Raw genomic sequence first — 24,390 nt, 5'->3', positions numbered from 1 at the left:
GCCGAAAATGTCCGACCACGCCTCTCCCCGCGTCCCCTACACCCGCCTGGCCGCCGAGGCCTTCAAGGGCCTGCTGGCCACCAGCCAGGCCGTGCATGACAGCTCGATCGATCCGACCCTGATGGAACTGGTGTTCCTGCGCGTGTCGCAGCTCAACGGCTGCGGCTACTGCATGGACATGCACGGCACCGCGCTGCGCAAGGGCGGCATCGAGCCGCGCAAGCTGGACACCCTGCCCGCCTGGCACGAAAGCCGCTTCTTCGATGCCCGCGAGCGCGCGGCACTGGGCTGGGCCGAGGCGCTGACCCGGCTGACCGACGGCGCGCCGTCGCAGGCCGCGTTCGATGCCCTGGCACCGCACTTCGATGAGAAGGGCATCAGTGACCTGAGCATGGGCATCGCGGTGATCAATGCCTGGAACCGCCTCGGTGCGGGGTTGCTGCCGCCGCTGCCGTAAAGGGGGGCTGGCCGGGCTGCCGCCCGGCACCCGCAGAGGCAACAACCAGAGCAACATCAAAAACCGGCACTACTGTGAGTTGGCGGGGTGGGTCAGGTCGCAGGGGACGCTGCAAGTACGTCCATGTAAGCTCGGTCGCCGCATCCATGCGGCTCACGCCCCTACGACCTGACCCACCCCGCCTTCGACAGTTCATCGGTGCTGCTGGTAGGTGTCGACCTTGGTCGGCACGCTGGATCCACGCAATGCGTGGATGCAGGAGGGTCAGATCCCTTCGCTTCGCGAAGGGATCTGACCCCGGTGCCGGCAACACGGCTGCACTGACTCCCCCTGCACGTATCACGCGCGCACAATACGCGCATGCCTGCCATCCCCCCCGTTGGCGCTGCCGCCGCGAAGAAACCCAGCCTGCGCCAGCGCTTCAAGGCGATGCGCAACCTGCCGCCGTTCCTGCGCATGGTCTGGCAGACCAGCCCCGCGCTCACCCTGGCCAGCCTGGGGCTGCGCCTGATCCGTGCGCTGCTGCCGGTGGCGATGCTGTACGTCGGCAAGCTGATCATCGACAGCGCCCTGCACCTGAGCCAGCACGACGCCGGTTTCCCGCCGCTGGGCGAGGCGCTGTCCAGCGGCATGCTCAATCCGCTGCTGGGCCTGCTGGCGCTGGAATTCGGCCTGGCCATCGCCTCGGACCTGCTCGGCCGGCTGGTCAGCTATGCCGACGCGCTGCTGTCGGAACTGTTCGCCAACGTCACCAGCATCCGGCTGATGGAACACGCGGCGACGCTGGATCTGGAGGACTTCGAGGACCCGGACCTGCAGGACAAGCTGGACCGCGCGAGGCGCCAGACCATGGGCCGGATGAACCTGATGAGCCAGCTGTTCGGCCAGGTGCAGGACGCGATCACCGTGGCCAGCCTCGCCGTCGGCCTGCTGGTCTACGCGCCGTGGCTGATCCTGCTGCTTGCGCTGGCACTGGTGCCGGCCTTCATCGGCGAATCGCACTTCAACGCGGCCGGTTACAGCCTCAACTTCCAATGGACGCCCGAGCGCCGCCAGCTCGACTACCTGCGCCAGCTCGGTGCCAGCGTGGAAACGGCCAAGGAAGTGAAGATCTACAACCTGCACCGCTTCCTGGTCGAGCGCTATCGGCGCCTGTCGGTGGCGCTGTTCCAGGCCAACCGTGCCCTGGCAAGGCGCCGGGCGTTCTGGGGCACGCTGCTGGCTGCGCTGGGTACGCTGGGCTATTACACCGCCTACGCCTACATCGCCTGGCGCACGGTGCGCGGCGATTTCTCGATCGGCGACCTGACCTTCCTTGCCGGCAGCTTCCTGCGCCTGCGCCAGCTGCTGGAAGGCCTGCTGATCGGCTTCTCGCAGGTGGCCAGCCAGGCGCTGTACCTGGACGACCTGTTCTCGTTCTTCCAGATCGAGCCGGAAATCCACTCGCGCGAAGGCGCCATACGCGTGCCGCAGCCGATCCGCCAGGGCTTCGTGTTCGAGAACGTCGGCTTCCGCTATCCCGATGCCGAACAGTGGGCGGTGCGCCACCTCGATTTCCAGCTGCAGGCCGGCGAAGTGCTGGCCCTGGTCGGCGAGAACGGCGCCGGCAAGACCACCCTGGTGAAGCTGCTGGCACGCCTGTACGAACCGGACGAGGGCCGCATCCTGCTCGATGGCCGCGACCTGCGCGACTACGACCTGGACGACCTGCGCGCCAACCTCGGAGTGATCTTCCAGGACTTCGTGCGCTACAACCTCAGCGCCGGCGAGAACATCGGCGTCGGCCAGGTCGAGGCCATGGACGACCGGGCGCGCATCGCCGACGCCGCGCGCCGCGGCATGGCCGAGGAAGTGATCGAGGAGCTGCCCGGTGGCTACGACCAGCTGATCGGCCGCCGTTTCAAGCAGGGCGTGGACCTGTCCGGTGGCCAGTGGCAGAAGATCGCCATTGCCCGCGCGTGGATGCGCAATGCGCAGGTGATGATCCTGGATGAGCCAACGGCAGCACTGGATGCGCGCAGTGAATTCGAGGTGTTCCAGCGGTTCAGGGAACTGGCGGATAATCGCACCGCCGTATTGATTTCCCACCGTTTTTCCTCGGTCCGCATGGCCGATCGCATCCTGGTGCTGGCCGATGGCCGGATCGAGGCCAGTGGCACCCACGCCCAGCTGATGGCACAGGGCGGCCGCTATGCCGAGCTGTTCGAGCTGCAGGCGGCGGGTTACCGCTGAGAACGCCTCTCGTTCCGCCCAATGAGAACCCGTCTCATTTGAGATAGAATTCCCCCGACGACTTTTGACAGATACGCCCATGTCCTCCGCTTTTGGCGCCGAAACGGTGCTTGAGGTCCGTCACTGGACCGACGCCTACTTCAGTTTCACCACCACCCGCGACAGCGGCTTCCGCTTCGAGAACGGCCAGTTCGTGATGATCGGCCTGGAAACCGAGGCACGGCCGCTGCTGCGTGCGTACTCCATCGCCAGCGCCAACTGGGAAGAGCATCTGGAGTTCTTCAGCATCAAGGTGCAGGACGGCCCGCTGACCTCGCGCCTGCAGCACATCAAGCCGGGCGACAAGGTGCTGGTCGGCAAGAAGCCCACCGGCACCCTGCTGATCAGCGACCTGCACCCGGGCAAGAACCTGTACCTGCTGGGCACGGGTACCGGCATGGCGCCGTGGCTGTCGGTCATCAAGGACCCGGAGACCTACGAGCGCTTCGAGAAGGTGATCCTCTGCCACGGCGTGCGCTACGAAAAGGATCTGGCCTACCGCGATTACTTCGAGAGGGAGCTGCGTGAGCACGAGTTCCTGGGCGAGATGATCGGCGACAAGCTGCTGTACTACCCGGCCGTCACCCGCGAGCCGTTCGCCAACCAGGGCCGCCTGACCTCGCTGATGGAAAGCGGCCAGATGCAGCGCACCCTCGGCCTGCCGGAGCTGAGCCCGGAAAACGACCGCGCGATGATCTGCGGCAGCCCGCAGATGCTGGCCGACCTGCGTGCTGTGCTCGATGCCCGCGGTTTCCAGGTTTCGCCGCGCATCGGCCAGCCGGGCCACTACGTGTTCGAGCGCGCGTTCGTCGAGAAATGATCCTGCAACGGTAGTGCCGGCCGCTGGCCGGCTCTTCCTGGCCCACGGGGTTGCCGGCCAGCGGCCGGCACGACCTCACAGCAGCGCTTCAATGTCGCCGCGCAGCTGCTCCGGCCGGGTGGTGGGCGCATACCGCGACACCACCCGCCCCTGGCGATCGACCAGGAACTTGCTGAAATTCCACTTGATGCGGGCACTGCCGAGCACGCCGCGCTTCTCCCGCGCGAGCCACCTCCAGAGCGGGTCGGCCCCATCGCCGTTGACCTCGATCTTTTCCGACAGCGGGAAGCTGACCGGATAGTCCAGCGAACAGAACTGGCGGATCTGTGCGGCATCACCGGGCTCCTGCGCGCCAAACTGGTTGCACGGGAAGCCGATCACCACCAGGCCGCGTTCGCGGTACGCCTGCCACAGCTGCTCCAGCCCGGTGTACTGAGGCGTGAAGCCACAACGGCTGGCGACATTGACCAGCAGCAACGGGTGGCCCTGGTACCGGGCCAGCGCCTGCGGCTGGCCGTCGAGGTCGCGGAAGCTGAAATCGTAGGCAGTGGTCATGGCAGCGGGCCGTGGGCGGTGAATGCATGGTACCCGCGCCCGGCCCCGGCAACATGCCTTTTGACACAAGTGCAGTCGCCGCCGGCCGGGTTACCCTCGGGCCCTTGTTTGCCTTACCGGAGCTTCTACCTTGACCACTCGACTTGCCCTTGCCGTGGCCATGTCCCTCGGCCTTGCCCTGCCCGCCTTCTCGGCCGGCGCCGCCACCCCGGCTGCCAGCACCAATGCCCAGCAGGCCAACCCGTTCTTCGCCGAAAGCCCGCTGCCGCTGCACTTCCCGCAGTTCGACAAGATCAAGGACAGCGACTTCGCACCGGCCTTCGACGCCGGCATGGCGCAGCAGCTGAAGGAAGTGGAGGCGATCGCCAACAACAAGGCCAAGCCGACCTTCGACAACACCATCATCGCGCTGGAAAAGAGCGGTGACATCCTCGACCGTGCGACCACCGTGTTCTTCAGCCTGGTCGGCGCCGATACCAACGACACCCGCAAGAAGCTGCAGGCCGACTACTCGGCGAAGTTTGCCGCGCACAGCGATGCGATCGCGCTGAACGGCAAGCTGTTCGCCCGCATCCAGGCGCTGTACGACACCCGCAGCCAGCTGGGCCTGGACGCCGAAGGCGTGCGCCTGGTCGAGAAGTACTACGACAATTACGTGCGCGCCGGCGCCAAGCTGTCCGAGGCCGACAAGGCCACGCTGAAGGACATGAATGCCGAACTGGCCAATCTGGGCACCAAGTTCAGCCAGAACGTGCAGTCGGAAGTGAACGCTTCGGCAATCACTGTCGACGACGTCAAGGAGCTGGCTGGCCTGTCCAAGGAGCAGATCGCCGCCGCCGCCGAAGCCGCCAAGGCCCGTGGCCTGGAAGGCAAGTACGTGATCACCCTGCTCAACACCACCGGCCAGCCGCCGCTGACCAACCTGGCCAACCGCGCCCTGCGCCAGAAGATCTACGAAGCCTCGACCACCCGCGGCAGCCGCGGCGGTGAGTTCGACAACACCGCGCTGGTCTCGCGCATCATGCAGCTGCGTGCCGACAAGGCCAAGCTGATGGGCTTCCCGAACTTCGCCGCCTACAACCTGACCAACCAGACCGCCAAGACCCCCGAAGCGGTCAACGCGATGCTCGGCAAGCTGGCTCCGGCCGCGGTGGCCAATGCCAAGCGCGAAGCCGCCGACCTGCAGGCGATGATCGACAAGGAGCAGAAGGCCGCGCGCAAGCCGACCTTCCAGCTGGAACCGTGGGACTGGGCCTTCTACAGCGAGAAGGTGCGCCAGGCCAAGTACAACTTCGACGAGTCGCAGCTGAAGCCATACTTCGAACTGAAGAACGTGCTGGAGAACGGCGTCTTCTACGCCGCCGGCCAGGAATTCGGCCTGACCTTCAAGCAGCGCACCGACCTGCCGGTCTACCACGATGACGTCACCGTCTACGACGTGTTCGACGCCGATGGCAGCCAGCTGGCGATCTTCATCTTCGATCCGTATGCACGCGCCTCCAAGCGTGGCGGTGCGTGGATGAACTCCTACGTCTCGCAGTCCAAGCTGACCGGCTTCAAGCCGGTGGTAGCCAATCACCTGAACATCCCGAAGCCGCCGGCCGGCCAGCCGACCCTGCTGACCTGGGATGAGGTGAACACCACCTTCCACGAGTTCGGCCACGCCCTGCACGGCATGTTCTCCAACGTGAAGTATCCGTACTTCTCGGGCACCTCGGTGCCGCGCGACTTCGTCGAGTTCCCCTCGCAGGTGAACGAGATGTGGGCCGACAACCCGGTCATCCTGAAGAACTACGCCAAGCACTACCAGAATGGTTCGGCGATGCCGCAGGCCCTGCTGGACAAGGTGATTGCCGCATCGAAGTTCAACCAGGGCTTTGCCACCACCGAATACCTGGGGGCGGCGATGCTGGACCAGAACTGGCACCAGATCGGCCCGGACCAGGTGCCGGCGGCCAAGGACGTGATGGCGTTCGAGCGCGCCGCGCTGGAGAAGGACGGCATCTACTACGCGCCGGTTCCGCCGCGCTACAAGACCCCGTACTTCAGCCACATCATGGGCGGCTACTCGGCCGGCTACTACGCCTACATCTGGTCGGAAGTGCTCGACGCCAACACCCAGAAGTGGTTCAAGGACAACGGCGGCCTGAGCCGCAAGAACGGCGACCACTTCCGCGCCACCCTGCTGTCCAAGGGCGGCAGCGTCGACGCGATGCAGCTGTTCCGCGATTTCGCCGGCCACGAGCCGCAGATCGAACCGCTGCTGGAAAAGCGTGGCCTGACCGGCGCCGGCAACTGATCGCCAGCGCAGTCGCCTGAAACGAAAACCGCCCGGGAGACCGGGCGGTTTTTTGTTGTGGTCGGGGTCAGAGCCCTCTTCTGCGAAAAGGGATCTGACCCCGGGGTCGGATCCCTTTCCGACGGAAAGGGCTCCGACCCCAGCCACGCCATCAACGCGGCGCCACGTACCCACCCGGCACGCCTTCCGGCGACAGCACCAGCTGCCACAGCTGCGCGTGCCGGCAGCGGAAGGTGGCCATCGACCCGGCCAGGTAGAAGCGCCACATGCGCCGGAAGTGCTCGTCGTAGTGCGCATCCAGCCGCGGCCACGCTGCTTCCACGTTGCGCCGCCATGCCTGCAGGGTCAGGTCGTAGTCGGTGCCGAAGTTGTGCCAGTCCTCCAGCACGAAACGGCCTTCGAACGCCTTGGTGATCTGCACCGCCGACGGCAGCATCGAGTTGGGGAAGATGTAGCGTGCAATCCATGGATCGGTGCGATGCCGTGAGACATTGGTGCCGATGGTATGCAACAGCAGCAACCCGCGCGGCGACAGGCAGCGCTTGGCCACTTCGAAGAAACTGGCGTAGTTCTTGTCACCGACGTGCTCGAACATGCCGATCGAGAAGATCGCATCGAATGGTTCGTCCAGTTCACGGTAATCCTGCAGGCGGATTTCGATCGGCAGGCCAGCGCACAACTGCCGCGCGAACTCGGCCTGCTCCTGCGATATGGTCACGCCGACGCCGCTGACACCGTAGCGCTCGGCGGCGAACTTCAGGGCTTCGCCCCAACCGCAGCCAATGTCCAGCACGCGCTGGCCCGGGCGCAGGCCCAGCTTGCGGCAGACCAGGTCGAGCTTGGCCTCCTGTGCGGCGTCGAGGTCGTCGGCGTTGCGCCAATAGCCACAGCTGTAGACCAGGCGCTGGCCGAGCATGGCCTGGTAGAGATCATTGCCGAGGTCGTAATGGCGGCGACCGACTTCGTAACTGCCCTGCCCCGCCTGCAGGTTGAACAGGCGCGCCTTCAGCGCGTCTGCCACTTCGCGCCAGCCGTGCACCCGTTCATCCAGGTGCGCCTGCATCAGGTGGACGAGGAATTCATCCAGGACATTGGCATCCCACCACCCCTCCATGTAGCTCTCGCCCAGGCCGAGCGAGCCGTGGCCCATGACCCGCGCGAAAAAGCGCGGGTCATGCACCTGGATGTCCTGTGGCTGGGTGCCGCCGATGCGGACCCCGGCTTCGTGGAGCAGGCCGGCGACCCGCTCCTGCAACCCTGTATCCACGCCACCTCCTCGACTGCGGTCAACCGCGTGCGAACAGCTCCACGTAGTCCTTGGCCACGTGCGGCAACAGCACCGCTGCCGGTACATCGGCGGTCTGGGTGCCGTCCGAGTATGGACCCACCTGGTACGGCGGGAAAACAAAGCGCAGCGCGGTGATCTGCCCCTTGTCGTCGGTCAGTGGCTGGAACTGGCTGAAATTGTCGGCCTGCGGGCCGGTTCCGTCGGCGATCATGCGCGATGCGTTGCGCAGCGATTCCTGCAGCTGGGCCGGGTCCATGTCCTCGCCACTGAGGCGGGTGGCCACGCGTTCGCGCAACTGGTCGGCGACGAAATCGCTGATCGCCTTCCAGCCCTTGGCATCGGCCACAAGCTTTTCGGCGCTGAGCATCTGCTGCTGCTGCGGCAGCCACACGAAGCGCGCCACCAGCGGTTCGCCGTGGGCGCCACCCGTGTAGCGGCTGCCGTCGGCACTGACCACCACCAGCTGCGGGGTTTCAAGCAGCTTCTCGAAGCTCAGCGACAGCTCGTAGGGCATGGTCGGCTTGTCGTTGCCCAGCCCGTCCAGCGCCTGCTGCAGGTCGCTGCGCGCACTCGTGGCATAGCTCTGCAGCGCGCGGGCCAGGCCCGGATAACGGTCGATACCGGCCGGGTAGCTGATGCCCACCACTTCGCGCTCGTTGTTCTCGATCACGTCGCGCAGGTCCAGCGGCGCTTCCGTGGCCGGCGTTTCGCCCGCGGCCGTCGCCTCGGCGGCGGGCGCCGCGTCGGTCGCCGGTGCCGGCTCGCTTTCACGCTGGCAACCGGCCAGCAACAGCACGCCCACCACGCCGGCCAACACGCTGCCGTGCAATGGCCGGTTGTTTCCAATCTTCATCGGGATCCCCTGTTCATGTTTGTACATCATCGCCTGCCATGGCTGAAGCGTGACCCGCTGGCGTTCAGCCAACGAGCAGGTCGTGGTACTCCTCGTGGCGCTGCAGGAAGGCTTCGGCGTAGGAACATGCCGGCACCACCTTGTATTTCTGCTCGCGGGCGAAACGCAGTGCCACGCGGGTCAGCTCACCGGCGATGCCACGGCCGGCGATCGGCTCGGGCACCTCGGTATGGGTGATGACCATGCGCCTGCGCTTGATCTGGTAATCGAGCACCGCCAGCTGTCCGCGCACACGTGCGGTGAAGCGGTGGTTGGCCAGGTCGTGCTCGACCTCATAGGCCAGACCGGGGGGCGTGACCGAAGCCATGGAACTGTCTCCTGCGGCGACTGCGTGGATGGTGCGCAGCCGGGCGCCATGATCGCGTGAAGCCTGAACAGGGGCAAGTCCAGTCCATTCACGTCAGTTTTCGCCCTCAAGCTGGAGGCGGGCCGGCCGCTATCGCCTATGGAGGGGTACGGCCAGGCTGGCACGACCCTTGCGACCGTTGACCATGCGCACCACCGTGGAGGCTCCCATGCACGCCAGCAATTCCCATTCCGATACCGACCGCGCCCTGCTGGAGGGCCTGCTGCAACTGGCGGTGGAAGGGCAGACCGAGGATCAGGATTTCCAGCGCATCGGCGAGGAAGTGTTCGCCCGCCTGCTGGATACCTACGGCCAGCAGACCGCAGCCTGACCCGGCCGGGGCGGATCGGACCCGATCCGCCCCGCTACCCGCATCAACCGCCGCCGAGGCGGAAGGTCGGGTTGGAGAGTTCGCGCAGGAAGTGGGTGAAGATGCTCGGCTGCATGGCCAGCATGAAGATCACGCCAAACGCCGCACCTGCCAGGTGCGCGCTGTGGTTGATGCGGTCGCCACCGCGCCTGTCCATCCAGATGCTGTAGCCGACGTAGAACGCGGCATAGATGATCGCCGGTGCCGGGATGAAGAACACCAGGATGATCGACCACGGCTTGATCAGGATGAAGGCGAACAGCACCGCCGATACCGCCCCGGACGCCCCGAGGCTGAGGTAGTTCGGGTTCTTCTGGTTCTTCAGGTAGCTGGGCAGGATCGAGACCAGCAGCGCGCCGATGTAGAACGCCGGGTAGGTCAGGTAGCTGCCGGTCAGCTGCACCATCACGCTCTCGATGAATCCCCCGAAGAAGAACAGGGTGATCATGTTGAAGATCAGGTGCGACCAGTCGGCGTGGATGAAGCCATAGGTCACCAGCCGGTCGTACTGGCGGTGACGGTCGATGGCCGGCGGCCACAGGATCAGGCGGTCGGCCAGCTTGCGGTTGTTGAACGCCATCCACGACAGGATGGCGGTGATGGCGATCAACAGCAGATTGACGGGGGTCATGTCAGGCTCAGGCGGTACGGTAGTTGTCGACCATACGATAGCGTTTCGCGTACCAACCGAAGGCCAACGCCGCGACGAAGGCGAAGCCGGCGAAGAAGAACATCAGGAACGCCGCCTCGCTCAGGCCCGTGCCCGCGATCTGGTGGGTGACCGTGTCGTTGCGCACCGCCGCGTTGGACAGCAGCACCCACAGGTTGCCGATGGTGGTGGTCAGGTTCCAGAAGCTCATCACCACGCCCTTCATCGCCTGCGGTGCCTGGCTGTAGGCGAACTCCAGGCCGGTGGCCGAGACCAGCACCTCACCGAAGGTCAGCAGCGCGTACGGCAGCATCTGCCAGAAGATCGACATGGCGTTGCCGCCGTCCATCACCACCTGGATGCCACCCACCACGATCCAGGCCAGGCCACTGAAGGCGATGCCGGCGGTCATGCGGCGCAGCGCGGTCGGTTCGAAGCCGAAGCGGCGCAGGGCCGGATACAGCACCAGGTTGTTGAACGGAATCAGGATCATCACCAGCAGCGGGTTCAGCGCCTGCATCTGCGAGGCGGTGAACCAGCTTGGCATCTGCATCTGCTGGCCCTGCAGGACCCAGGTCGAGGCCTTCTGGTCGAACAGCGAGAAGAACGGCGTGGTCAGCGCGAAGATCACCAGCACGCGCAGTACCGAGCGCACGCCTTCCACGGCTTCGGCCGGATGCTGGCCACGGGCGCGGTCCAGCTGCAGCCAGGTGCCGCCACCGATGCCGGCAAGGATGGCCACCAGCGCCAGGCACAGGCAGATCACGATGCCCAGCGAACCGACCAGGCCGAACGAGGCCACCGCCAGCGCCAGGCCAAGCACGGCGATCACCAGGCCCGGACGGCCCTGGCCAGCCACGCGCGTGGTCAGCGCGGTACGCACCACGTTGGCGAACGAATGCGGGTCCTTCGGCGGCAGCGGCACCAGCACGTAGCGCCTGCGGCCCAGCCAGAACACGAAGGTAGCGATGAACATCAGGATGCCCGGGATGCCGAACGCCCACTGCGGGCCCCAGTTCTTCAGCACCAGCGGGATCAGCAGCGAGGCGAACAGCGAGCCGAAGTTGATGATCCAGTAGAAGGCGTCGAAGACGATCTTGGCCAGGTGCTTGTTGCTCTGGTCGAACTGGTCGCCCATGAACGAGGCCACCAGCGGCTTGATGCCGCCGGCACCGAGCGCGATCAGGCCCAGGCCGAGGAAGAAGCCCTCGCGGCTGTTCTCGAACAGCGCCAGGCACAGGTGGCCGGCGCAGTAGACCAGGCTGAACCAGAGGATGGTGTGGTACTTGCCGAAGAACCGGTCGGCCAGCCAGCCACCGAGCAGCGGGAAGAAATACACGCCGATCATGAAGCTGTGCATGATGTCCTTGGCTTCACCGGCACGGCCTTCGGCAGTGATTTCCTGCAGCAGCAGCGAGGTGATCAGGAACTGCACCAGGATGTTGCGCATCCCGTAGAAACTGAACCGCTCGCAGGCCTCATTGCCGATGATGTACGGAATCTGGCGCGGCATCTTTCCCTGGCCGGCGATGGGGGCGACTGCGTCGTGGCTCATCCTGTAAGGCATTCCTGCAAAGCGAAAGGCGCAAGGTTACCGGAACCGGGGCTTGCGAAGCACGCTGCAGGGCTGCATGACAACGGTGCCAATCCATGGCAGGCAGTGCAGGCCCTGCCGGAAGTCACGGCACCTGCACGACAAAAGCGTAAACTTATCGTTATGCGCCCCCTCGCCCACGCCCGCCTCCTGCTCAGCTGCCTTGCGCTGTTGCTGGCGTTGCAGGCGCAGGCACGACCACAGGCGCCGGCCGCCGTTGCCAGCGAGAGCGACCCCAGGCAGCTGACGGTCGCCGCGCTGGAGCTGCCCAGCCGCGATGACGCGCAATGGAAGCAGCGCCGCGAGCAGGTCGCACAGCTGCTGACCGAGCTGCAGCCGGACGTGATCTCGGTGCAGCAGGTGCTGCAGCAGCAGGGCCGCAACCCGGCCTGCTGGCTGGCCAGCCGGCTGCGCTACAGCTGCGACTTCGTTACCGCCGATCCGCCCAGCCAGCCGCTGCGGCATGGCAACGCCATGCTGACCCGGCTGCCGGTCAGCGAGGACGGCGTGACCCTGCTGCATCCTCCCGGCACCTTCAGCGCGGCCGGCATGATGCGGCTGAGGCTGGGCGAGGCGCTGGTCAACATCTATGTGGCGCGGCTGCGCCCGGACCCGGACGAGGCTAGCGCCCGCCAGCACCAGACCAGCGACCTGATGACCTGGATCGGCGCCACCGCCGAAGGCATGCCGAGCCTGATTGCCGGCGATTTCTCGGCCAGCACGGTGGAACTGGTGCGCAGCACGCCGGGGTTCCAGCCGGCCCGGCGCAATCCCGGCGGCCGTGCCGAGGCGCCGGCGGCCAGTGGGGGCGGCAGCAGCGGCCACGGCCTGGATGTGCTGTTCCAGGTCAAGCATTTCGGCGGCATCCGCCAGCAGCCGATCCTGCTGCCGGCCGACGGCGACCTGCCCGGCCTGCGTCTGGGTGTGATGGCGACCCTGCGCCTGCAGGGCGATACGGCCACTGCGGAATAGGTAGTGCCGGCCGCTGGCCGGCTCCCCCGGTACTGCACGGTTGCCGGCCTGCGGCCGGCACTATCGAACGACTGCTGCAACAGAAAAGGCCGGGGTCTCCCCCGGCCTTCTCATGTCATCCCGTCACGCGATCAGGCGATCGCTTCCTGGTAACGGCGCTCGACTTCGTTCCAGTCGATGACGTTGAAGAACGCGCCGATGTATTCCGGGCGGCGGTTCTGATACTTCAGGTAGTACGCGTGTTCCCACACGTCCAGGCCGAGGATGGGGGTGTTGCCTTCCATCAGCGGGCTGTCCTGGTTGCCGGTGCTCTCGACCACGACCTTCTTGTCCGGGGTCACGCTCAGCCACGCCCAGCCACTGCCGAAACGGGTCAGCGCGGCCTTGGTGAAGGCATCCTTGAACTTGTCGAAACCGCCCAGGTCCTTGTCGATGGCCTTGGCCACGTCGCCCACCGGGTTGCCGCCGGCATTGGGGGCCATCACGGTCCAGAACAGCGAGTGGTTGGCATGGCCACCACCGTTGTTGCGCACCGGGCCCTGCAGGTTCTCCGGTAGCGACTTGAGCTTCTTCACCAGCTCTTCGACCGGCAGGTCAGCGTACTCGGTGCCTTCCAGCGCCGCGTTGACGTTGTTGATGTAGGTCTGGTGATGCTTGGTGTGATGGATTTCCATCGTCGCCGCATCGATATGCGGTTCCAGCGCGTCGTAGGCGTAGGACAGCTTGGGCAGGGTGTAGGCCATGATGCATCTCCTGATTGCGAGGGCACCCGACGATGTCGGGCGGTGCGCGGTGAATGATGGGGACAGACCGCCAGATTACCAAGGGGGATGTAAAGGAAATTGCGTCCTGCCAGTGAGCACGACGGCAATTGTTACGCAGCAGTGACGCAGCGCTCTCCTCATGCACCGTGCAGCGCACAGGCGCTACAGTGCGTGTACTACCCTCGCCCGCCCCTGCCCATGCGCAACCCCCGGCTGCTGATCACCGCCATCGCCCTGCTGCTGCTCGGCCTGGTCGCCAACCATTTCCTGCAAAGGCCGCCAGCGCCGCAGTTCGCGCCCGACCTGCAGGGCACGCCTGTCGCGCGCGCGCCGGCCACCGCCTCGCCCGGCAAGGACAGCGGACTTCCCGCGTTCCTGCCCGCCGAAGCGCGCGCGACCATCGCCCTGATCCAGCGTGGCGGTCCATTCCCGCACCGCCAGGACGGCAGTACCTTCGGCAACCGCGAGCAGCAACTGCCGCAGCGCGCGCGCGGCTACTACCGCGAATACACCGTCGACACCCCTGGCGCGCGTACGCGTGGCACGCGTCGCATCGTCACCGGCGGCGATCCGCCGGAAGCGTGGTACTACACCGACGACCATTACGCGTCATTCCGCAGCTTCACCGTACCGGCCCAGGGAGCGCAGTGATGAGCCACGATGATTTCGGCCTTGGCCTGCATGACATCAACAACGCCGGCGTCTACGCCATCGACAGCGACGACATCGGCGCACTGGCCGCGGCGATGCGCGATGCCGGCCTGAAAGTGATCCGCATCGATCTGGAGGGCGTCGCGGACAAGCGCACCCTGCTCGCCCGTTTGGCCGCACAGCTGGATTTCCCGGCCGGTTTCGGCGGCAACTGGGATGCGCTGTCGGACAACCTGCGCGACCTGCAATGGCTGCCGGCCAATGGCTACGCGCTGTTCCTGGCCGACGTGGACGCGCTGCGCGCCGGTCCGCAGAAGGACTTCGACACCCTGCTGGACGTGATGGACGAGACCAGCCGTGACTGGGTCGGCCGCGACGTACCGTTCTGGGTGTTCCTGTCGCAGAGCGCGTAAGGTCACTGCCTTGGCCGGCATGCACTGACGCCTTGGCAGAGGCCAAAGCGCGGGCCGGCCAGCACGTCGGCGCGGCCCCCTGCCTAGCGGCTCCCGTTGTCTTCCTGCAGTTCCTTCTTGAACGGGATGTCCGGCGGCGGTCGTGCCACGGCCGGCTGGTCCTGCATGTTGGGGTTGGTCAGGCCACAGCCGCCACCGGCCTGCAGGATCGAAATGACGCAGGAGATCCTTGTGTTGGTGCCCGGCAATGGAATCTCCATCGCCTTGACGCCCTTGCGCACCCATTCGGCCAGCAGCGATTCCTGCGGCACCCAGTATTTGTCGAACGAGGTCGGCGTGTAGTCGTACGGCGGGCGCTTCAGCCAGGTGCCGGACTGCGCAATGCGCTCCTTGCTCCAGCCGTCGTTGGCACCGCCGGGCGCACCGCGCGCGGCATGGCCATCGCCCTCCTGGCCAGGCACGCGCACGCTGCCATCGGCATTGAACAGGCCGCTGCCCTTGCCGGCGGTACTGGCCTGGCGGGTACCGTTGCTGCTGCCGTCGCGGTTGCGGCTGGAAGACCCCCAGTCATCGCCCTTGGCAGGCATCGCCCAGTTGCCTGGATCAGGCGCCGGGCGCGCTCCCGCGTTTGCGGGTGTGCTGCTGGATGCTGACGGACGCGCGCTGCTGCTCGCCTGCGTCGCGCTGCCCTGGGCCGCAGTCGCAGGCGTCGCCGTGGCACTGCCACTGGAGGATGCCGGTGCTGCCACCGGTGCCGAGGCCACTTCACGTTCCCGCACCTGCACGTCGCGGCCAGTGGGCGCGCGTACGGCGGGCTCACGCCCGGCCACCGCCGCCATCCGCACCTGCGGATCGGCCACGGCCTGCACTTCACGTTCGCGCACCTGCACGTCCTGCTGCGGCACGCGCACCTGCACTTCCGCGCTGCGCAGCGGTTGGGGAGCGACCGGCGCGTCGACCGTACTGACTTCGCGTTCGCGCACCTGGATGTCACGCACCTGCGGCGTGCGCACGGCCAGTTCCGGGGTACGCACCGGGCTTGGTGTCGGCGGCGCCTGCACCGGCTGCACGCTGCGCTCGCGCACGGCGGGTGTGCTGTCACGCGGCACGACGCTGACTTCGGTGCGCGGCACACTGACCGGCGGCACCACGAAATCCGTGCTGGCCTGCGCCACTTCGGTGGCCTGGACGGGCGAAGGCGGCGGCGCGGCCACCGGCGCCGGCTCGGCGTCGGCCGGCGGTGGTGGAACGCTGGCGGTCGGCGCGGATGCCGGGGATGAGGCGGTGGTTTCGGCAGCCACCGGACGTGGCGCAGGGGCCGAGGCAGCGCCCGCCTCCTGGCCCGGCGCAACCCGACCTGCCGCCGCAGCCGCAGCCGCTTCGGCGCCCGGCTGATCGCCACCGCCTTCCTGCGACGCGCGGCCGACGAACTCCACCTGCACGCGCTCGCCCTCGGTGCCCTCTTCGTCCGGCGCGCTGGTACGGATCACCGCCACCCACAGCAACAGCACGAAGAACAGCAGGTGCAGCAGTGCACTGACCAGTGCCGAGGTCCAGCGCATCCAGCGCTGGTCGCGCGGCGCGGCGTCCCAGTCCTGCCAGAACAATCGGCGCAGCGCCTGCCACGGCGACAGCCGCGGCGACTGGCCTGGCGGGCCCGGCAGCGGGCGCGGCAGGAAAACTGCGATCACCTCGCGGGCATGGAACGGCCGCGGCAGTGGCCCCAGCGAGCGCAGCCACAGCGCCCAGCCATAGGGCAGACGCGTGGACTTTTCGAGGACGGCGCGGGGCTGCTGGCGCGCCAGCAGCAGATCAATGAGTTGCTCGGCCCGGGTCAGAGGCACGCGTCAGCGATCAGGCGACGTTGCCGCGCGGAATGTAAGGCGCGTGGCCGCTGTCATGATCGGTCGCGTCACGCACGGCGGTCACGCCCGGCACGCGGCCCATCAGGGTTTTTTCGATGCCCTGCTTGAGCGTCACATCGGCCATGCCGCAGCCCTGGCAGCCACCACCGAAGCGCAGCAGCACCACGCCGTCGGACGAGACTTCCTGCACGGCCACCTTGCCGCCATGCGAGGCCAGCTGCGGATTGACTTCGTTCTCCACCACCCAGTGCACGCGTTCGACCAGCGAGGCCGCATCACCCGGCGCTTCGCCCTTGATGCGCGGCGCCTTGATGGTCAGCTGCTGGGCACCGGCGGTGCCGGCGACGATGTCGATCTCGGCGCCATCGAGCCAGCCAACGCTGCCGGCGTCGACATAGAGGGTGAAACCATCGCAGTCCACCGCCCACTCGTCACCGAGCAGGTCGGTCGGTTCGGCGAATTCCAGCCGGGCATCGGCGCGCGGCGTACCGGGGTCGACCGCGCTCAGGCGCACGCCCATGCCGGGCACGCCCTCGCGTTCGATCAACTTGCGGAAATGGGTCTGGGCAGTGTCGGAGATCTGGATCATCAGGCTATTCTAGCCAAGTAAGCGTCAGCCGCTCATTCGGTTTATACACCGTCCGGCGCATTGTTCAGTCAACACGAGGTGGAGATTCCCATGGCCGACCTGATTCCACTGGCCCAGGCCCGTTGCGTGCCGCGCAAAGGCAGCGACCACAAGCTCGGCGAGGCCCGCCTGGCCGAACTGCTGCCGCAGGTTCCCGGCTGGGAGCTGAGCGAGGGTGACCAGGCCCTGTCGCGTACCTTCCGCTTCAAGGATTACTACGCCACCATGGCCTTCGTGAACGCGCTGGCCTGGATCGCCCACCGCGAGGACCACCACCCGGACCTGGGCGTGCACTACGACCGCGCGGTCGTGCGCTTCTCCACCCACGATGTGGGCGGGCTGAGCGAGAACGACTTCATCTGCGCGGCCAAGACTTCGGCCCTGACGGAGCAACTGCCATGAACGTACGTTTGCTGAGCCTGTCCCTGATCGCTGCGACCGGCCTGGCCGGCTGTGGCGCGTCCGAACCGCCGTCACCGCCACCACCGCCGCCGACCGAAGTGGCCGCGGTGAAGACGCCGCCGCCGCAGTACCCGCTGGAACTGGCCTGCATGGGCGTGGGTGGCACCAGCACCTTCAAGGTGACCATCGGCACCGACGGCAAGCCGAGCGAGGTTGCGCTGTTGACCGAGGCGGGCAACCCGCAGCTGGACGAACTGGCCAAGACCGCCGTGCAGGGCTGGCAGTTCAAGGCCGCCACCCGTAACGGCCAACCGGTGCCGGCCACCATCCAGGTTCCTGTCAGCTTCAACCCGCCACAGCCGAAGCCGGACCAGTGCTTCGCCATCGAAGAACGCCTGCGCCGCGGCGGCTGATCGCGCGCCCCCCGACGGGGCCTGCCGACGCCCGCCTCGCCCTCGCCGCCCCGGCCCTGCCCGGGGCGGCTGTCTGTTGACCAGGATCGCGTGGGTTGATGCTGCAGATTCCCCCTGAAAACATCTGGATCGCACTGGCGGTCACGCTTGCCGCAGGCCTGGCCACCGCGATCGGCAGCCTGCTGGTGCTGTTCTCGCGCCGCCCCAGCCCGCGCCTGCTGGCGTTCGGTCTGGCCTTTGCCGGTGGCGCGATGGTCTATGTGTCGCTGTCGGAGATCCTCAACAAGTCCATTGCGTCGTTTGCACTGGCGTATGGCGAGCGCACCGGCTTCACCTACGGCACCCTGGCCTTCCTGCTGGGCGTGATCGTGATCGTACTGATCGACCACTTCATTCCCAATCCGCATGACAGCCTGGACAAACAGGACCCTGCGTTCCGCGAGAACAGCCGCGAGTACCTGAAGCGGGTCGCGCTGCTGACCTCGGTTGCGATCACCGCACACAATTTCCCGGAAGGGCTGGCGACCTTCTTCGCCACGCTGGAAAGCCCATCGGTGGGCATGCCACTGGCCTTCGCCATCGCCATCCACAACATTCCCGAGGGCATCGCGATCGCGGTGCCGGTGTACTTCGCCACCCAGAACAAGTTCTACGCGTTCAGTGCCAGCCTGCTGTCGGGCTTGGCCGAGCCCGTGGGCGCGGCGCTTGGCTACTGGCTGCTGTCAGGATCGCTGTCGCACGCCACGTTCGGCTGGGTGTTCGGCCTGATCGCCGGCGTGATGGTGTTCCTGGCGCTGGATGAGCTGCTGCCGGCGGCCAAGCGCTATGCCAAGGGCCACGAGACGGTTTACGGACTGGTGGCCGGCATGGGCACGCTGGCGATCAGCCTGGTGCTGTTCAAGTGGTGAGGGGTTCCCGGCTCGCCCTGTAGAGTCCAGCCATGCTCGACTGGCTTTCCGCGCGGCCCGACCGAGGCGCAGTCGAGCGTGACTCGACGCTACGGGAGATCCTTACTTCAGCCGGTCCAGCGCCTCGACCAGCTCATCCGCCAGCGGCGCGTTCAATACGTATGGGCTCTTGCCGTCATCCAGCGCGAACTCCAGCGAGGCCGCATGCAGGAACAAGCGCTTCAGCCCGATCTGCTCACGAAGCCGCTTGTTGACCGCTGGATCGCCGTATTTGTCGTCACCGGCCACCGGATGCCCCAGATGCTGGGCGTGCACGCGGATCTGGTGGGTGCGGCCGGTCTCGATGCGGACTTCGCAGTACGAATGGCCACCGCGGCGTTCCAGCACCCGGAAGTGGCTGATCGATTCCTTGCCGATCGCATTGACCTGCACATGGCGCTCGCCGCCCTGGCGCAGGCCCACGTGCAGCGGGGCGTCGACCGTCATCACGCCGTCGGGCATGCGCCCGGCCAGCAGGGTCAGGTAGCGCTTGCGGATGCCGGCGCCGTGGTCTTCACGCAGCAAGGCCTGCAGTTCGCTCAGCGCCGAGCGCTTCTTGGCCACGATCAGCAGGCCGGAGGTGTCGCGATCCAACCGGTGGACCAGCTCCAGGGTCTGCCCCGGGCGCAGCGCGCGCAGGGTCTCGATGGCGCCGAAGCTGATGCCGCTGCCGCCGTGGCTGGCCACGCCGGTCGGCTTGTTCAGGGCCAGCAGGCGGGCGTCCTCGAAGACGATGGCCTGCTCCAGGCGGCGCATGAACGCCTCCGGCGGACCGGCCTTGTCTCCTTCCTCAGTGAGACGGACCGGCGGCACGCGCACCTCGTCACCGGCCTCGAGCTTGCGTTCGGCCTTGGCGCGGCCACCGTTCACCCGAACCTGGCCACTGCGCACCAGCTTGTAGACCAGGCTGCGCGGGGCGCCCTTCAGCTGGCCGAGCAGGAAGTTGTCCAGGCGCTGGCCGGCGCGGTCGGCGGGAACGGTGATCATGCGCACGGAAGGCTTGTCGCCAGCGGGTTTGGTGGGGTCTTGGACGGTCATCAGGCTGTTTATTCTGTTACACTCGGGGGGCGAGATAAGGGATTGATTTCGTTGGAAGTTACTCAGGGCCAGAAGCCCAGCTTCCGACGAATCCGGCACAGTGCGCGACCACCGCCCGCGGGGCGGCCATGTTAGCGGCTCACCGGCCTTCCCGGCCATCGCCGGATGCCTGACACGCAACCGTGCTGAACATGTCCCGCGTGGCGCTCCAGCCTGGCTGACAGCTGCCTGCGGCCTGTAACACCCCAAAACCCATAAGAGTGAAGCGCTCCCGCGGCCTGCCGTGGTGTCGTAGCGCTGGAAACCCAAGCCGCCCTCCCCGCGCTTGCGCGAATGGGCGGCGAACCGTGTCCAGAGGCGAAACCCCATGGCGTTCCGCGCGGTAGCCGCTTGCGAGGAACGCAACAATGAAGCGAATGCTGATCAACGCCACGCAGGCTGAAGAGCTGCGTGTTGCCATCGTGGATGGCCAGTCGTTGTATGACATCGACATCGAACAGCCGTCGAAGGAACAGAAGAAGTCCAACATCTACAAGGGCCGGATCTTCCGCATCGAGCCCTCGCTGGAAGCCGCCTTCGTCGAGTACGGCGGTGGCCGCCATGGCTTCCTGCCGCTGAAGGAAATCTCCCGCGACTACTTCCAGGCCGGTGTCGACCACAACAAGGCCGGCATCCGCGAGCTGCTGAAGGAAGGCCAGGAGATCGTCGTCCAGGTCGACAAGGAAGAGCGTGGCAACAAGGGCGCCGCCCTGACCACGTTCATCTCGCTGGCCGGCCGCTACATGGTGCTGATGCCGAACTCGCCCAGCGCCGGCGGCGTTTCCCGTCGCATCGAGGGCGAAGACCGGGCCGCGCTGAAGGACGCCCTGGACAAGCTGAACATTCCCGACGACATGGGCGTGATCATCCGTACCGCCGGCGTCGGCCGCGATGCGGAAGAGCTGCAGTGGGACCTGGACTACCTGCTCAATGTCTGGCGCGCCATCGCCGAAGCCGCACTGAGCAAGCCGGCTCCGTTCCTGATCTACCAGGAATCGCGCCTGATCGTGCGCGCCCTGCGTGACTACCTGCGCGCCGACATCGGCGAGATCCTGGTGGACACCGAGGAGATGTACGAGCACGCCCGCGAGTTCATGCAGCAGGTGATGCCGCAGACCCTGCGCAAGCTCAAGCATTACAAGGACGACATCCCGCTGTTCAACCGCTTCCAGATCGAGTCGCAGATCGAGGGCGCCTACGAGCGCAACGTGCGCCTGCCGTCGGGCGGCTCGATCGTGGTCGACCAGACCGAAGCGCTGACCGCGGTCGACGTCAATTCCTCGCGCGCCACCAAGGGCAGCGACATCGAGGACACCGCGTTCCAGACCAACCTGGAAGCGGCCGAGGAAGTGGCCCGCCAGCTGCGCCTGCGCGACCTGGGCGGCCTGGTGGTGATCGACTTCATCGACATGGCCTCCAACAAGCACCAGCGCGAGGTCGAGAACCGCCTGGCCAACGCGCTGAAGTACGACCGTGCGCGCGTCCAGGTTGGCCGCATCTCGCGCTTCGGCCTGCTGGAAATGAGCCGCCAGCGCCTGCGCCCGAGTCTGGGTGAATCCAGCCAGATCGTCTGCCCGCGTTGCGACGGCCACGGCCGCATGCGCAGCGTTGAGTCGCTGTCGCTGTCGATCATCCGCGTTGCCGAAGAGCATGCGATGAAGGAAAACACCGGGCAGGTGCTGGTCCAGGCGCCGGTGGAGATCGCCAATTACCTGCTGAACGAAAAGCGCAGTGCCCTGCGCGAGATCGAGCAGCGCCACGAGGCGCCGATCGTGATCGTCGCCGACGAGCAGCTGCACACCCCGCACTACACCGTCACCCGCCTGCGCGAGAACGAGCTGGGTGAAGAGAGCAACAAGCCCAGTTACCAGCGCGGCACCCCGCGCAAGCTGCCGGTGCATGCCCTGACCAAGGGCCAGCTGAACATCCCGCCGCCGGCGGTGACCCAGGTCAAGCACACCTCCCCCGCCCCGGTGCGCGAGGAAGTGGAGCCGGCCGCAGCGGCACCGGCCCCGGTCGTGGCAGCGCCGGTTGCAGCGGCCCCGAGCGGCGGCGTGATCGGTTGGCTCAAGCGCGTGTTCGGTGGCGAACCGGCGCCGGCACCGGCACCGGCGGCTCCTGTTGCCCGCCAGCAGCAGGACGGCGGCCGCAAGGACCGCAACAAGGATCGCAACAAGGACCGCAAGGATCGCCGCGACGACAACCGTGGCAACGGCAACGCTCAGCAGCAGAAGGATGGCGGCAACCGCAAGGAGCGCGGTGAGCAGCGCAAGGACGGCCGCAACGGCAACAACGGCAATGCCCAGCAGCAGCCGCAGCAGGGCAGGCAGAAGGAGCCTCAGCAGAAGGACGGCCAGCAGCCGCATCAGCAGAACAAGCCGCGCAACGAGCAGCAGGGCCAGAACCAGAACCAGCAGCAGCCGAAGCTGAAGCAGCCCAAGCAGCCGCGCCAGCCGCAGGACGGTGACAAGCCGGCCGAGAAGCCGCAGCGCAGCACCGCCGAGGCACCGGCCGAGGCCGTGACCGCGGCTGCCGCCGTGGCCGCCACGGCGGTCGCCGCCAATGGGGTGACCGCTCAGGAAGCCACTGCGCCGGTGGCGCCGGTTGCGCCGGCCGCCTCCGCTCCGGCGGAAGCCACTGCACCGGCCGACACCACTGCCAACGCCGGCAACGGGGCCGAGGCGATTGCCGTGACCGGTGAAGAGGCTGCTGTCGACGCCAACGGCGAGCAGGCCGGTGAAGGCGCGACCCGCCGCCGCCGTGGCCGTCGTGGTGGCCGTCGCCGCCGTCGTGGTGGCGCCGAGAACGCTGCCGGCGGCGATGGCCTGGGCGATGATCAGGACGACGCGGACGACAGTGATGACACCGATGCCGCTGATGTCGCCGAGCAGAGCAACGACAGCGTCGCCGGGACCACTCCGGTCGCCGCTGCGCAGCCGGCCCGTTCGCAACCGGAATTCGATTTCGATGACGAAGTCGAACCGACCGCTGCCGAATCCGGAAAGCCGGTCCGTGCCGCCGCCGCTGTTGTCGCCGCGCCGGTCGCGGTGGTGAGCAGCGCCGTGGTCGATGCCGCTGCACCGGTGGTGGCCGAGGTACAGGCCCCGATCAATACCGTGGCCAAGGCCGAACCGGCATCTTCGCCGGTGCAGACCAGCATGCTCGATGCCATCGACGCGGCGACCCCGGCCCAGCCGCTGGTGGCTGCAGCACCGGCGGTCGAAGCCAAGCCGGTCGTGGTTGAGGCTGCCCCGGCCGTTGAAGCCACTCCGGTGGTCGAAGTGAAGCCGGTCGTGGTCGAGGCTGCTCCGGTCGTGGAATCGAAGCCGGAGGTTGTTGCAGCGTCCCCGGTGGCTGAAGCCGAGCCGCTGGCCGTTGAGGCCGCCCCGGTGGTGGAGGCCGCTCCCGCGGTTGAAGCCAAGCCGGTTGTCGAGACCGCACCGGTCGCCGAACAGCCAGTCGCTCCGGTGGCAGTTGAAGCCGCACCGGTGGAAGCTGCGGCCCCGGTCGCCGATGCGGTGGTGACGCCGTCGATCGATCCGGTCGCCGATGGTCACACCGATGCCGCCGCCCAGGCGGCCGAAGCCAAGGCCGACGAAGAAGACGAAGACGCCGCCAAGCGCACACCGCCGGCGAACTGATCGCGATCTGGTCGCGTGAAAAGGAACGGCGGGGATCGATGATCCCCGCCGTTTCTGTTTGTGCGCCGGGCGCGTGCAGCGCTCTGGTAGAGGCCAACCTTGGTTGGCGCCGTTGTTCGAGCGAACGCGGACGTCCGTGCCAACCAAGGTTGGCACCTACCAGGACATCAGCGCGTCGGCGCGAACTGCAACCGGGTCCACACGCCGTAGTGGTCCGAGGCCCAGCGACCGCTGTCATCGGGCTGGTCGAACAGGAGCTTCGCTTCGCGCGCGACCATCCGGTCCTGCTGGAAGAAGATGTGGTCGATACGCGAAGGTGCCTGGTAATAGTGCCGGTTCAAGGTGCTGACCCCGGCCAGGTCGGTGTTGACGTGCACGCTGCCATAGCTGTCGCCGTAATGGCTGCGCAGCTCGCTCAGGTCACCTGCGTCCACCAGCGCATTGAAGTCGCCCGCGATCACCACCGGCGCGCCGGCCGAGGTAGCGGTGATGAAGCGCAGCAGGTCCTCGACCTGGGTACGGCGGATGCGCTGACCACTCTCGTCGTTGCGCTCGTTGAGATGCGTGGCGTAGACGTTCACCGGCGTGCCGTCGACGTCGATGCGCAGGTGGGCCACCGTGCGGTAGTCGTCCAATGGCAGCAGCAGATGGTCCCCCTGGGCGAAGATCGGCCGCCGGGTCAGCAACGCATTGCCGTAACGCTTCGGCGCACCCACCGGATCGGTGGACACGAATACGTACTTGTAGCCGAGCTGGCTGGCCAGCCACTGCGCCTGGTTGCGCACGTTGCGGCGCTGGATCACCTCCTGCAGCGCGATGGCATCGGGCTGCAAGCGCTTGAGTTCGGCCAGGATGGTACGGCGGCGGCTTGGCCAGTCTTCGCGGTCATGATGGAGGTTGAAGGTGACCATGCTCATGCCTGGCGCGCTGGCGATGTCCACCGCTGGCGATGCGACCTGCGGCACCGCCGCCAGCGTCAGCCCTGGCAATGCCAATGCAATGGCCAGCCCCAGGGCGCGCACCGTCGCACGCGCTCCCTCCCCTTGGTGCTTCAT

General features: G+C 66.9%; 23 protein-coding genes. 12 read left to right on the top strand and 11 right to left on the bottom strand.

The features are described from left to right. Positions 1-7 precede the first annotated feature (7 nt). The 3 genes from ACUVWL_RS03665 (at position 8) to ACUVWL_RS03655 (ending at position 3,548) form a co-directional block, all read left to right on the top strand. Complete coding sequence (locus tag ACUVWL_RS03665) at positions 8-457, top strand: carboxymuconolactone decarboxylase family protein (protein ID WP_049398766.1); 450 nt, start codon at positions 8-10, stop codon at positions 455-457. A 360-nt stretch (positions 458-817) separates the two neighbouring features. After that, positions 818-2,689, top strand: a complete 1,872-nt coding sequence (locus ACUVWL_RS03660) for an ABC transporter ATP-binding protein (RefSeq protein WP_075076679.1) — start codon at positions 818-820, stop codon at positions 2,687-2,689. A gap of 79 nt (positions 2,690-2,768) precedes the next feature. Next, entirely contained in the window at positions 2,769-3,548 is a 780-nt protein-coding gene (locus ACUVWL_RS03655; protein ID WP_014647730.1) for a ferredoxin--NADP reductase, read from the top strand. A 75-nt stretch (positions 3,549-3,623) separates the two neighbouring features. On the opposite strand, the gene ACUVWL_RS03650 is transcribed toward ACUVWL_RS03655, so the two are convergent. Further along, complete coding sequence (locus tag ACUVWL_RS03650) at positions 3,624-4,103, bottom strand: glutathione peroxidase (RefSeq protein ID WP_445978825.1); 480 nt, start codon at positions 4,101-4,103, stop codon at positions 3,624-3,626. A 130-nt stretch (positions 4,104-4,233) separates the two neighbouring features. Between ACUVWL_RS03650 and ACUVWL_RS03645 the strand changes: the two genes are divergently transcribed. Continuing rightward, the gene (locus ACUVWL_RS03645; protein WP_014647732.1) at positions 4,234-6,402 is read left to right on the top strand and encodes a M3 family metallopeptidase; all 2,169 of its coding nucleotides are present in this window, start codon (positions 4,234-4,236) and stop codon (positions 6,400-6,402) included. A 151-nt stretch (positions 6,403-6,553) separates the two neighbouring features. Here ACUVWL_RS03645 and cfa read toward each other — a convergent pair whose 3' ends face one another. From cfa to ACUVWL_RS03630, 3 genes are read right to left on the bottom strand one after another with little or no spacing between them, the layout of a single operon-like run. Continuing rightward, a complete protein-coding gene (cfa, locus tag ACUVWL_RS03640; RefSeq protein ID WP_049405890.1) occupies positions 6,554-7,669 on the bottom strand; it encodes a cyclopropane fatty acyl phospholipid synthase in 1,116 nt (371 codons plus the stop codon). 19 nt (positions 7,670-7,688) lie between these two features. Beyond that, entirely contained in the window at positions 7,689-8,570 is an 882-nt protein-coding gene (locus ACUVWL_RS03635; protein WP_134809088.1) for a DUF3298 and DUF4163 domain-containing protein, read from the bottom strand. Positions 8,571-8,607: 37 nt separating this feature from the next. Beyond that, entirely contained in the window at positions 8,608-8,910 is a 303-nt protein-coding gene (locus tag ACUVWL_RS03630; protein ID WP_006455911.1) for a GNAT family N-acetyltransferase, read from the bottom strand. A 208-nt stretch (positions 8,911-9,118) separates the two neighbouring features. Between ACUVWL_RS03630 and ACUVWL_RS03625 the strand changes: the two genes are divergently transcribed. Further along, positions 9,119-9,280 (top strand): hypothetical protein, encoded by a 162-nt coding sequence (locus ACUVWL_RS03625; RefSeq protein ID WP_014037806.1) that lies wholly within the window; start codon positions 9,119-9,121, stop codon positions 9,278-9,280. 43 nt (positions 9,281-9,323) lie between these two features. Here the strand turns inward: ACUVWL_RS03625 and ACUVWL_RS03620 are convergent, their stop codons facing one another. Beyond that, a complete protein-coding gene (locus tag ACUVWL_RS03620) occupies positions 9,324-9,950 on the bottom strand; it encodes a rhomboid family intramembrane serine protease (protein WP_014647735.1) in 627 nt (208 codons plus the stop codon). Between the two features lie 7 nt (positions 9,951-9,957). Beyond that, the gene (locus ACUVWL_RS03615; RefSeq protein ID WP_134809087.1) at positions 9,958-11,523 is read right to left on the bottom strand and encodes a POT-type proton-dependent oligopeptide transporter; all 1,566 of its coding nucleotides are present in this window, start codon (positions 11,521-11,523) and stop codon (positions 9,958-9,960) included. A 162-nt stretch (positions 11,524-11,685) separates the two neighbouring features. Here ACUVWL_RS03615 and ACUVWL_RS03610 point away from each other — a divergent pair, with 162 nt between their 5' ends. Next, on the top strand, positions 11,686-12,534 hold the full coding sequence (locus tag ACUVWL_RS03610) for an endonuclease/exonuclease/phosphatase family protein (protein ID WP_049405898.1): 849 nt from the start codon (positions 11,686-11,688) through the stop codon (positions 12,532-12,534). Between the two features lie 131 nt (positions 12,535-12,665). Here the strand turns inward: ACUVWL_RS03610 and ACUVWL_RS03605 are convergent, their stop codons facing one another. Beyond that, positions 12,666-13,277: a superoxide dismutase gene (locus ACUVWL_RS03605; RefSeq protein WP_005410310.1), complete on the bottom strand. Its 612-nt coding sequence runs from the start codon at positions 13,275-13,277 to the stop codon at positions 12,666-12,668. Between the two features lie 219 nt (positions 13,278-13,496). Here ACUVWL_RS03605 and ACUVWL_RS03600 point away from each other — a divergent pair, with 219 nt between their 5' ends. Together ACUVWL_RS03600 and ACUVWL_RS03595 are read left to right on the top strand one after the other, a co-directional pair. Beyond that, positions 13,497-13,949 carry a ribonuclease domain-containing protein gene (locus ACUVWL_RS03600; RefSeq protein ID WP_041863621.1) on the top strand — a complete coding sequence of 151 codons (453 nt, stop codon included), beginning with the start codon at positions 13,497-13,499 and terminating at the stop codon, positions 13,947-13,949. Beyond that, positions 13,949-14,362 (top strand): barstar family protein, encoded by a 414-nt coding sequence (locus tag ACUVWL_RS03595; RefSeq protein WP_014647739.1) that lies wholly within the window; start codon positions 13,949-13,951, stop codon positions 14,360-14,362. The genes ACUVWL_RS03600 and ACUVWL_RS03595 overlap by 1 nt, the downstream gene beginning before the upstream one ends. 83 nt (positions 14,363-14,445) lie before the next feature. On the opposite strand, the gene ACUVWL_RS03590 is transcribed toward ACUVWL_RS03595, so the two are convergent. Both ACUVWL_RS03590 and ACUVWL_RS03585 read right to left on the bottom strand, forming a co-directional pair. Next, positions 14,446-16,206, bottom strand: a complete 1,761-nt coding sequence (locus tag ACUVWL_RS03590; RefSeq protein ID WP_445978824.1) for a hypothetical protein — start codon at positions 16,204-16,206, stop codon at positions 14,446-14,448. Between the two features lie 10 nt (positions 16,207-16,216). Then, the gene (locus ACUVWL_RS03585; protein ID WP_014037813.1) at positions 16,217-16,816 is read right to left on the bottom strand and encodes an NfuA family Fe-S biogenesis protein; all 600 of its coding nucleotides are present in this window, start codon (positions 16,814-16,816) and stop codon (positions 16,217-16,219) included. 90 nt (positions 16,817-16,906) lie between these two features. Here ACUVWL_RS03585 and ACUVWL_RS03580 point away from each other — a divergent pair, with 90 nt between their 5' ends. The 3 genes from ACUVWL_RS03580 (at position 16,907) to zupT (ending at position 18,578) form a co-directional block, all read left to right on the top strand. Beyond that, positions 16,907-17,257, top strand: a complete 351-nt coding sequence (locus ACUVWL_RS03580; RefSeq protein ID WP_014647741.1) for a 4a-hydroxytetrahydrobiopterin dehydratase — start codon at positions 16,907-16,909, stop codon at positions 17,255-17,257. Further along, positions 17,254-17,670, top strand: a complete 417-nt coding sequence (locus ACUVWL_RS03575) for an energy transducer TonB (protein WP_445978823.1) — start codon at positions 17,254-17,256, stop codon at positions 17,668-17,670. The genes ACUVWL_RS03580 and ACUVWL_RS03575 overlap by 4 nt, the downstream gene beginning before the upstream one ends. Before the next feature lie 98 nt (positions 17,671-17,768). Beyond that, complete coding sequence (gene zupT, locus ACUVWL_RS03570) at positions 17,769-18,578, top strand: zinc transporter ZupT (protein ID WP_014647743.1); 810 nt, start codon at positions 17,769-17,771, stop codon at positions 18,576-18,578. Positions 18,579-18,680: 102 nt separating this feature from the next. Here the strand turns inward: zupT and ACUVWL_RS03565 are convergent, their stop codons facing one another. Beyond that, the gene (locus ACUVWL_RS03565) at positions 18,681-19,655 is read right to left on the bottom strand and encodes an RluA family pseudouridine synthase (protein ID WP_041863625.1); all 975 of its coding nucleotides are present in this window, start codon (positions 19,653-19,655) and stop codon (positions 18,681-18,683) included. Positions 19,656-20,062: 407 nt separating this feature from the next. On the opposite strand from ACUVWL_RS03565, the gene rne reads away from it, so the two are divergent. Beyond that, the gene (gene rne / locus ACUVWL_RS03560; protein ID WP_197574614.1) at positions 20,063-23,335 is read left to right on the top strand and encodes a ribonuclease E; all 3,273 of its coding nucleotides are present in this window, start codon (positions 20,063-20,065) and stop codon (positions 23,333-23,335) included. A gap of 167 nt (positions 23,336-23,502) precedes the next feature. Here rne and ACUVWL_RS03555 read toward each other — a convergent pair whose 3' ends face one another. Then, a complete protein-coding gene (locus ACUVWL_RS03555) occupies positions 23,503-24,390 on the bottom strand; it encodes an endonuclease/exonuclease/phosphatase family protein (protein WP_445978822.1) in 888 nt (295 codons plus the stop codon).

Source organism: Stenotrophomonas muris, from assembly GCF_052751275.1.
The sequence above is the reverse complement of the archived record's forward strand: the minus strand, read 5'-3'. Positions and strand labels throughout refer to the sequence as shown.

What these genes read in the sequence shown, in the direction of transcription:
- ACUVWL_RS03565 (WP_041863625.1), bottom strand. Translation starts at nt 19,655, where the DNA reads ATGACCGTCCAAGACCCCACCAAACCCGCTGGCGACAAGCCTTCCGTG.
- zupT (WP_014647743.1), top strand. Translation starts at nt 17,769, where the DNA reads ATGCTGCAGATTCCCCCTGAAAACATCTGGATCGCACTGGCGGTCACG.
- ACUVWL_RS03585 (WP_014037813.1), bottom strand. Translation starts at nt 16,816, where the DNA reads ATGATCCAGATCTCCGACACTGCCCAGACCCATTTCCGCAAGTTGATC.
- rne (WP_197574614.1), top strand. Translation starts at nt 20,063, where the DNA reads ATGAAGCGAATGCTGATCAACGCCACGCAGGCTGAAGAGCTGCGTGTT.
- ACUVWL_RS03650 (WP_445978825.1), bottom strand. Translation starts at nt 4,103, where the DNA reads ATGACCACTGCCTACGATTTCAGCTTCCGCGACCTCGACGGCCAGCCG.
- ACUVWL_RS03630 (WP_006455911.1), bottom strand. Translation starts at nt 8,910, where the DNA reads ATGGCTTCGGTCACGCCCCCCGGTCTGGCCTATGAGGTCGAGCACGAC.
- ACUVWL_RS03660 (WP_075076679.1), top strand. Translation starts at nt 818, where the DNA reads ATGCCTGCCATCCCCCCCGTTGGCGCTGCCGCCGCGAAGAAACCCAGC.
- ACUVWL_RS03605 (WP_005410310.1), bottom strand. Translation starts at nt 13,277, where the DNA reads ATGGCCTACACCCTGCCCAAGCTGTCCTACGCCTACGACGCGCTGGAA.
- ACUVWL_RS03655 (WP_014647730.1), top strand. Translation starts at nt 2,769, where the DNA reads ATGTCCTCCGCTTTTGGCGCCGAAACGGTGCTTGAGGTCCGTCACTGG.
- ACUVWL_RS03635 (WP_134809088.1), bottom strand. Translation starts at nt 8,570, where the DNA reads ATGTACAAACATGAACAGGGGATCCCGATGAAGATTGGAAACAACCGG.
- ACUVWL_RS03575 (WP_445978823.1), top strand. Translation starts at nt 17,254, where the DNA reads ATGAACGTACGTTTGCTGAGCCTGTCCCTGATCGCTGCGACCGGCCTG.
- ACUVWL_RS03580 (WP_014647741.1), top strand. Translation starts at nt 16,907, where the DNA reads ATGGCCGACCTGATTCCACTGGCCCAGGCCCGTTGCGTGCCGCGCAAA.
- ACUVWL_RS03620 (WP_014647735.1), bottom strand. Translation starts at nt 9,950, where the DNA reads ATGACCCCCGTCAATCTGCTGTTGATCGCCATCACCGCCATCCTGTCG.
- ACUVWL_RS03555 (WP_445978822.1), bottom strand. Translation starts at nt 24,390, where the DNA reads ATGAAGCACCAAGGGGAGGGAGCGCGTGCGACGGTGCGCGCCCTGGGG.
- ACUVWL_RS03610 (WP_049405898.1), top strand. Translation starts at nt 11,686, where the DNA reads ATGCGCCCCCTCGCCCACGCCCGCCTCCTGCTCAGCTGCCTTGCGCTG.
- ACUVWL_RS03615 (WP_134809087.1), bottom strand. Translation starts at nt 11,523, where the DNA reads ATGAGCCACGACGCAGTCGCCCCCATCGCCGGCCAGGGAAAGATGCCG.
- ACUVWL_RS03665 (WP_049398766.1), top strand. Translation starts at nt 8, where the DNA reads ATGTCCGACCACGCCTCTCCCCGCGTCCCCTACACCCGCCTGGCCGCC.
- ACUVWL_RS03600 (WP_041863621.1), top strand. Translation starts at nt 13,497, where the DNA reads ATGCGCAACCCCCGGCTGCTGATCACCGCCATCGCCCTGCTGCTGCTC.
- ACUVWL_RS03625 (WP_014037806.1), top strand. Translation starts at nt 9,119, where the DNA reads ATGCACGCCAGCAATTCCCATTCCGATACCGACCGCGCCCTGCTGGAG.
- ACUVWL_RS03595 (WP_014647739.1), top strand. Translation starts at nt 13,949, where the DNA reads ATGAGCCACGATGATTTCGGCCTTGGCCTGCATGACATCAACAACGCC.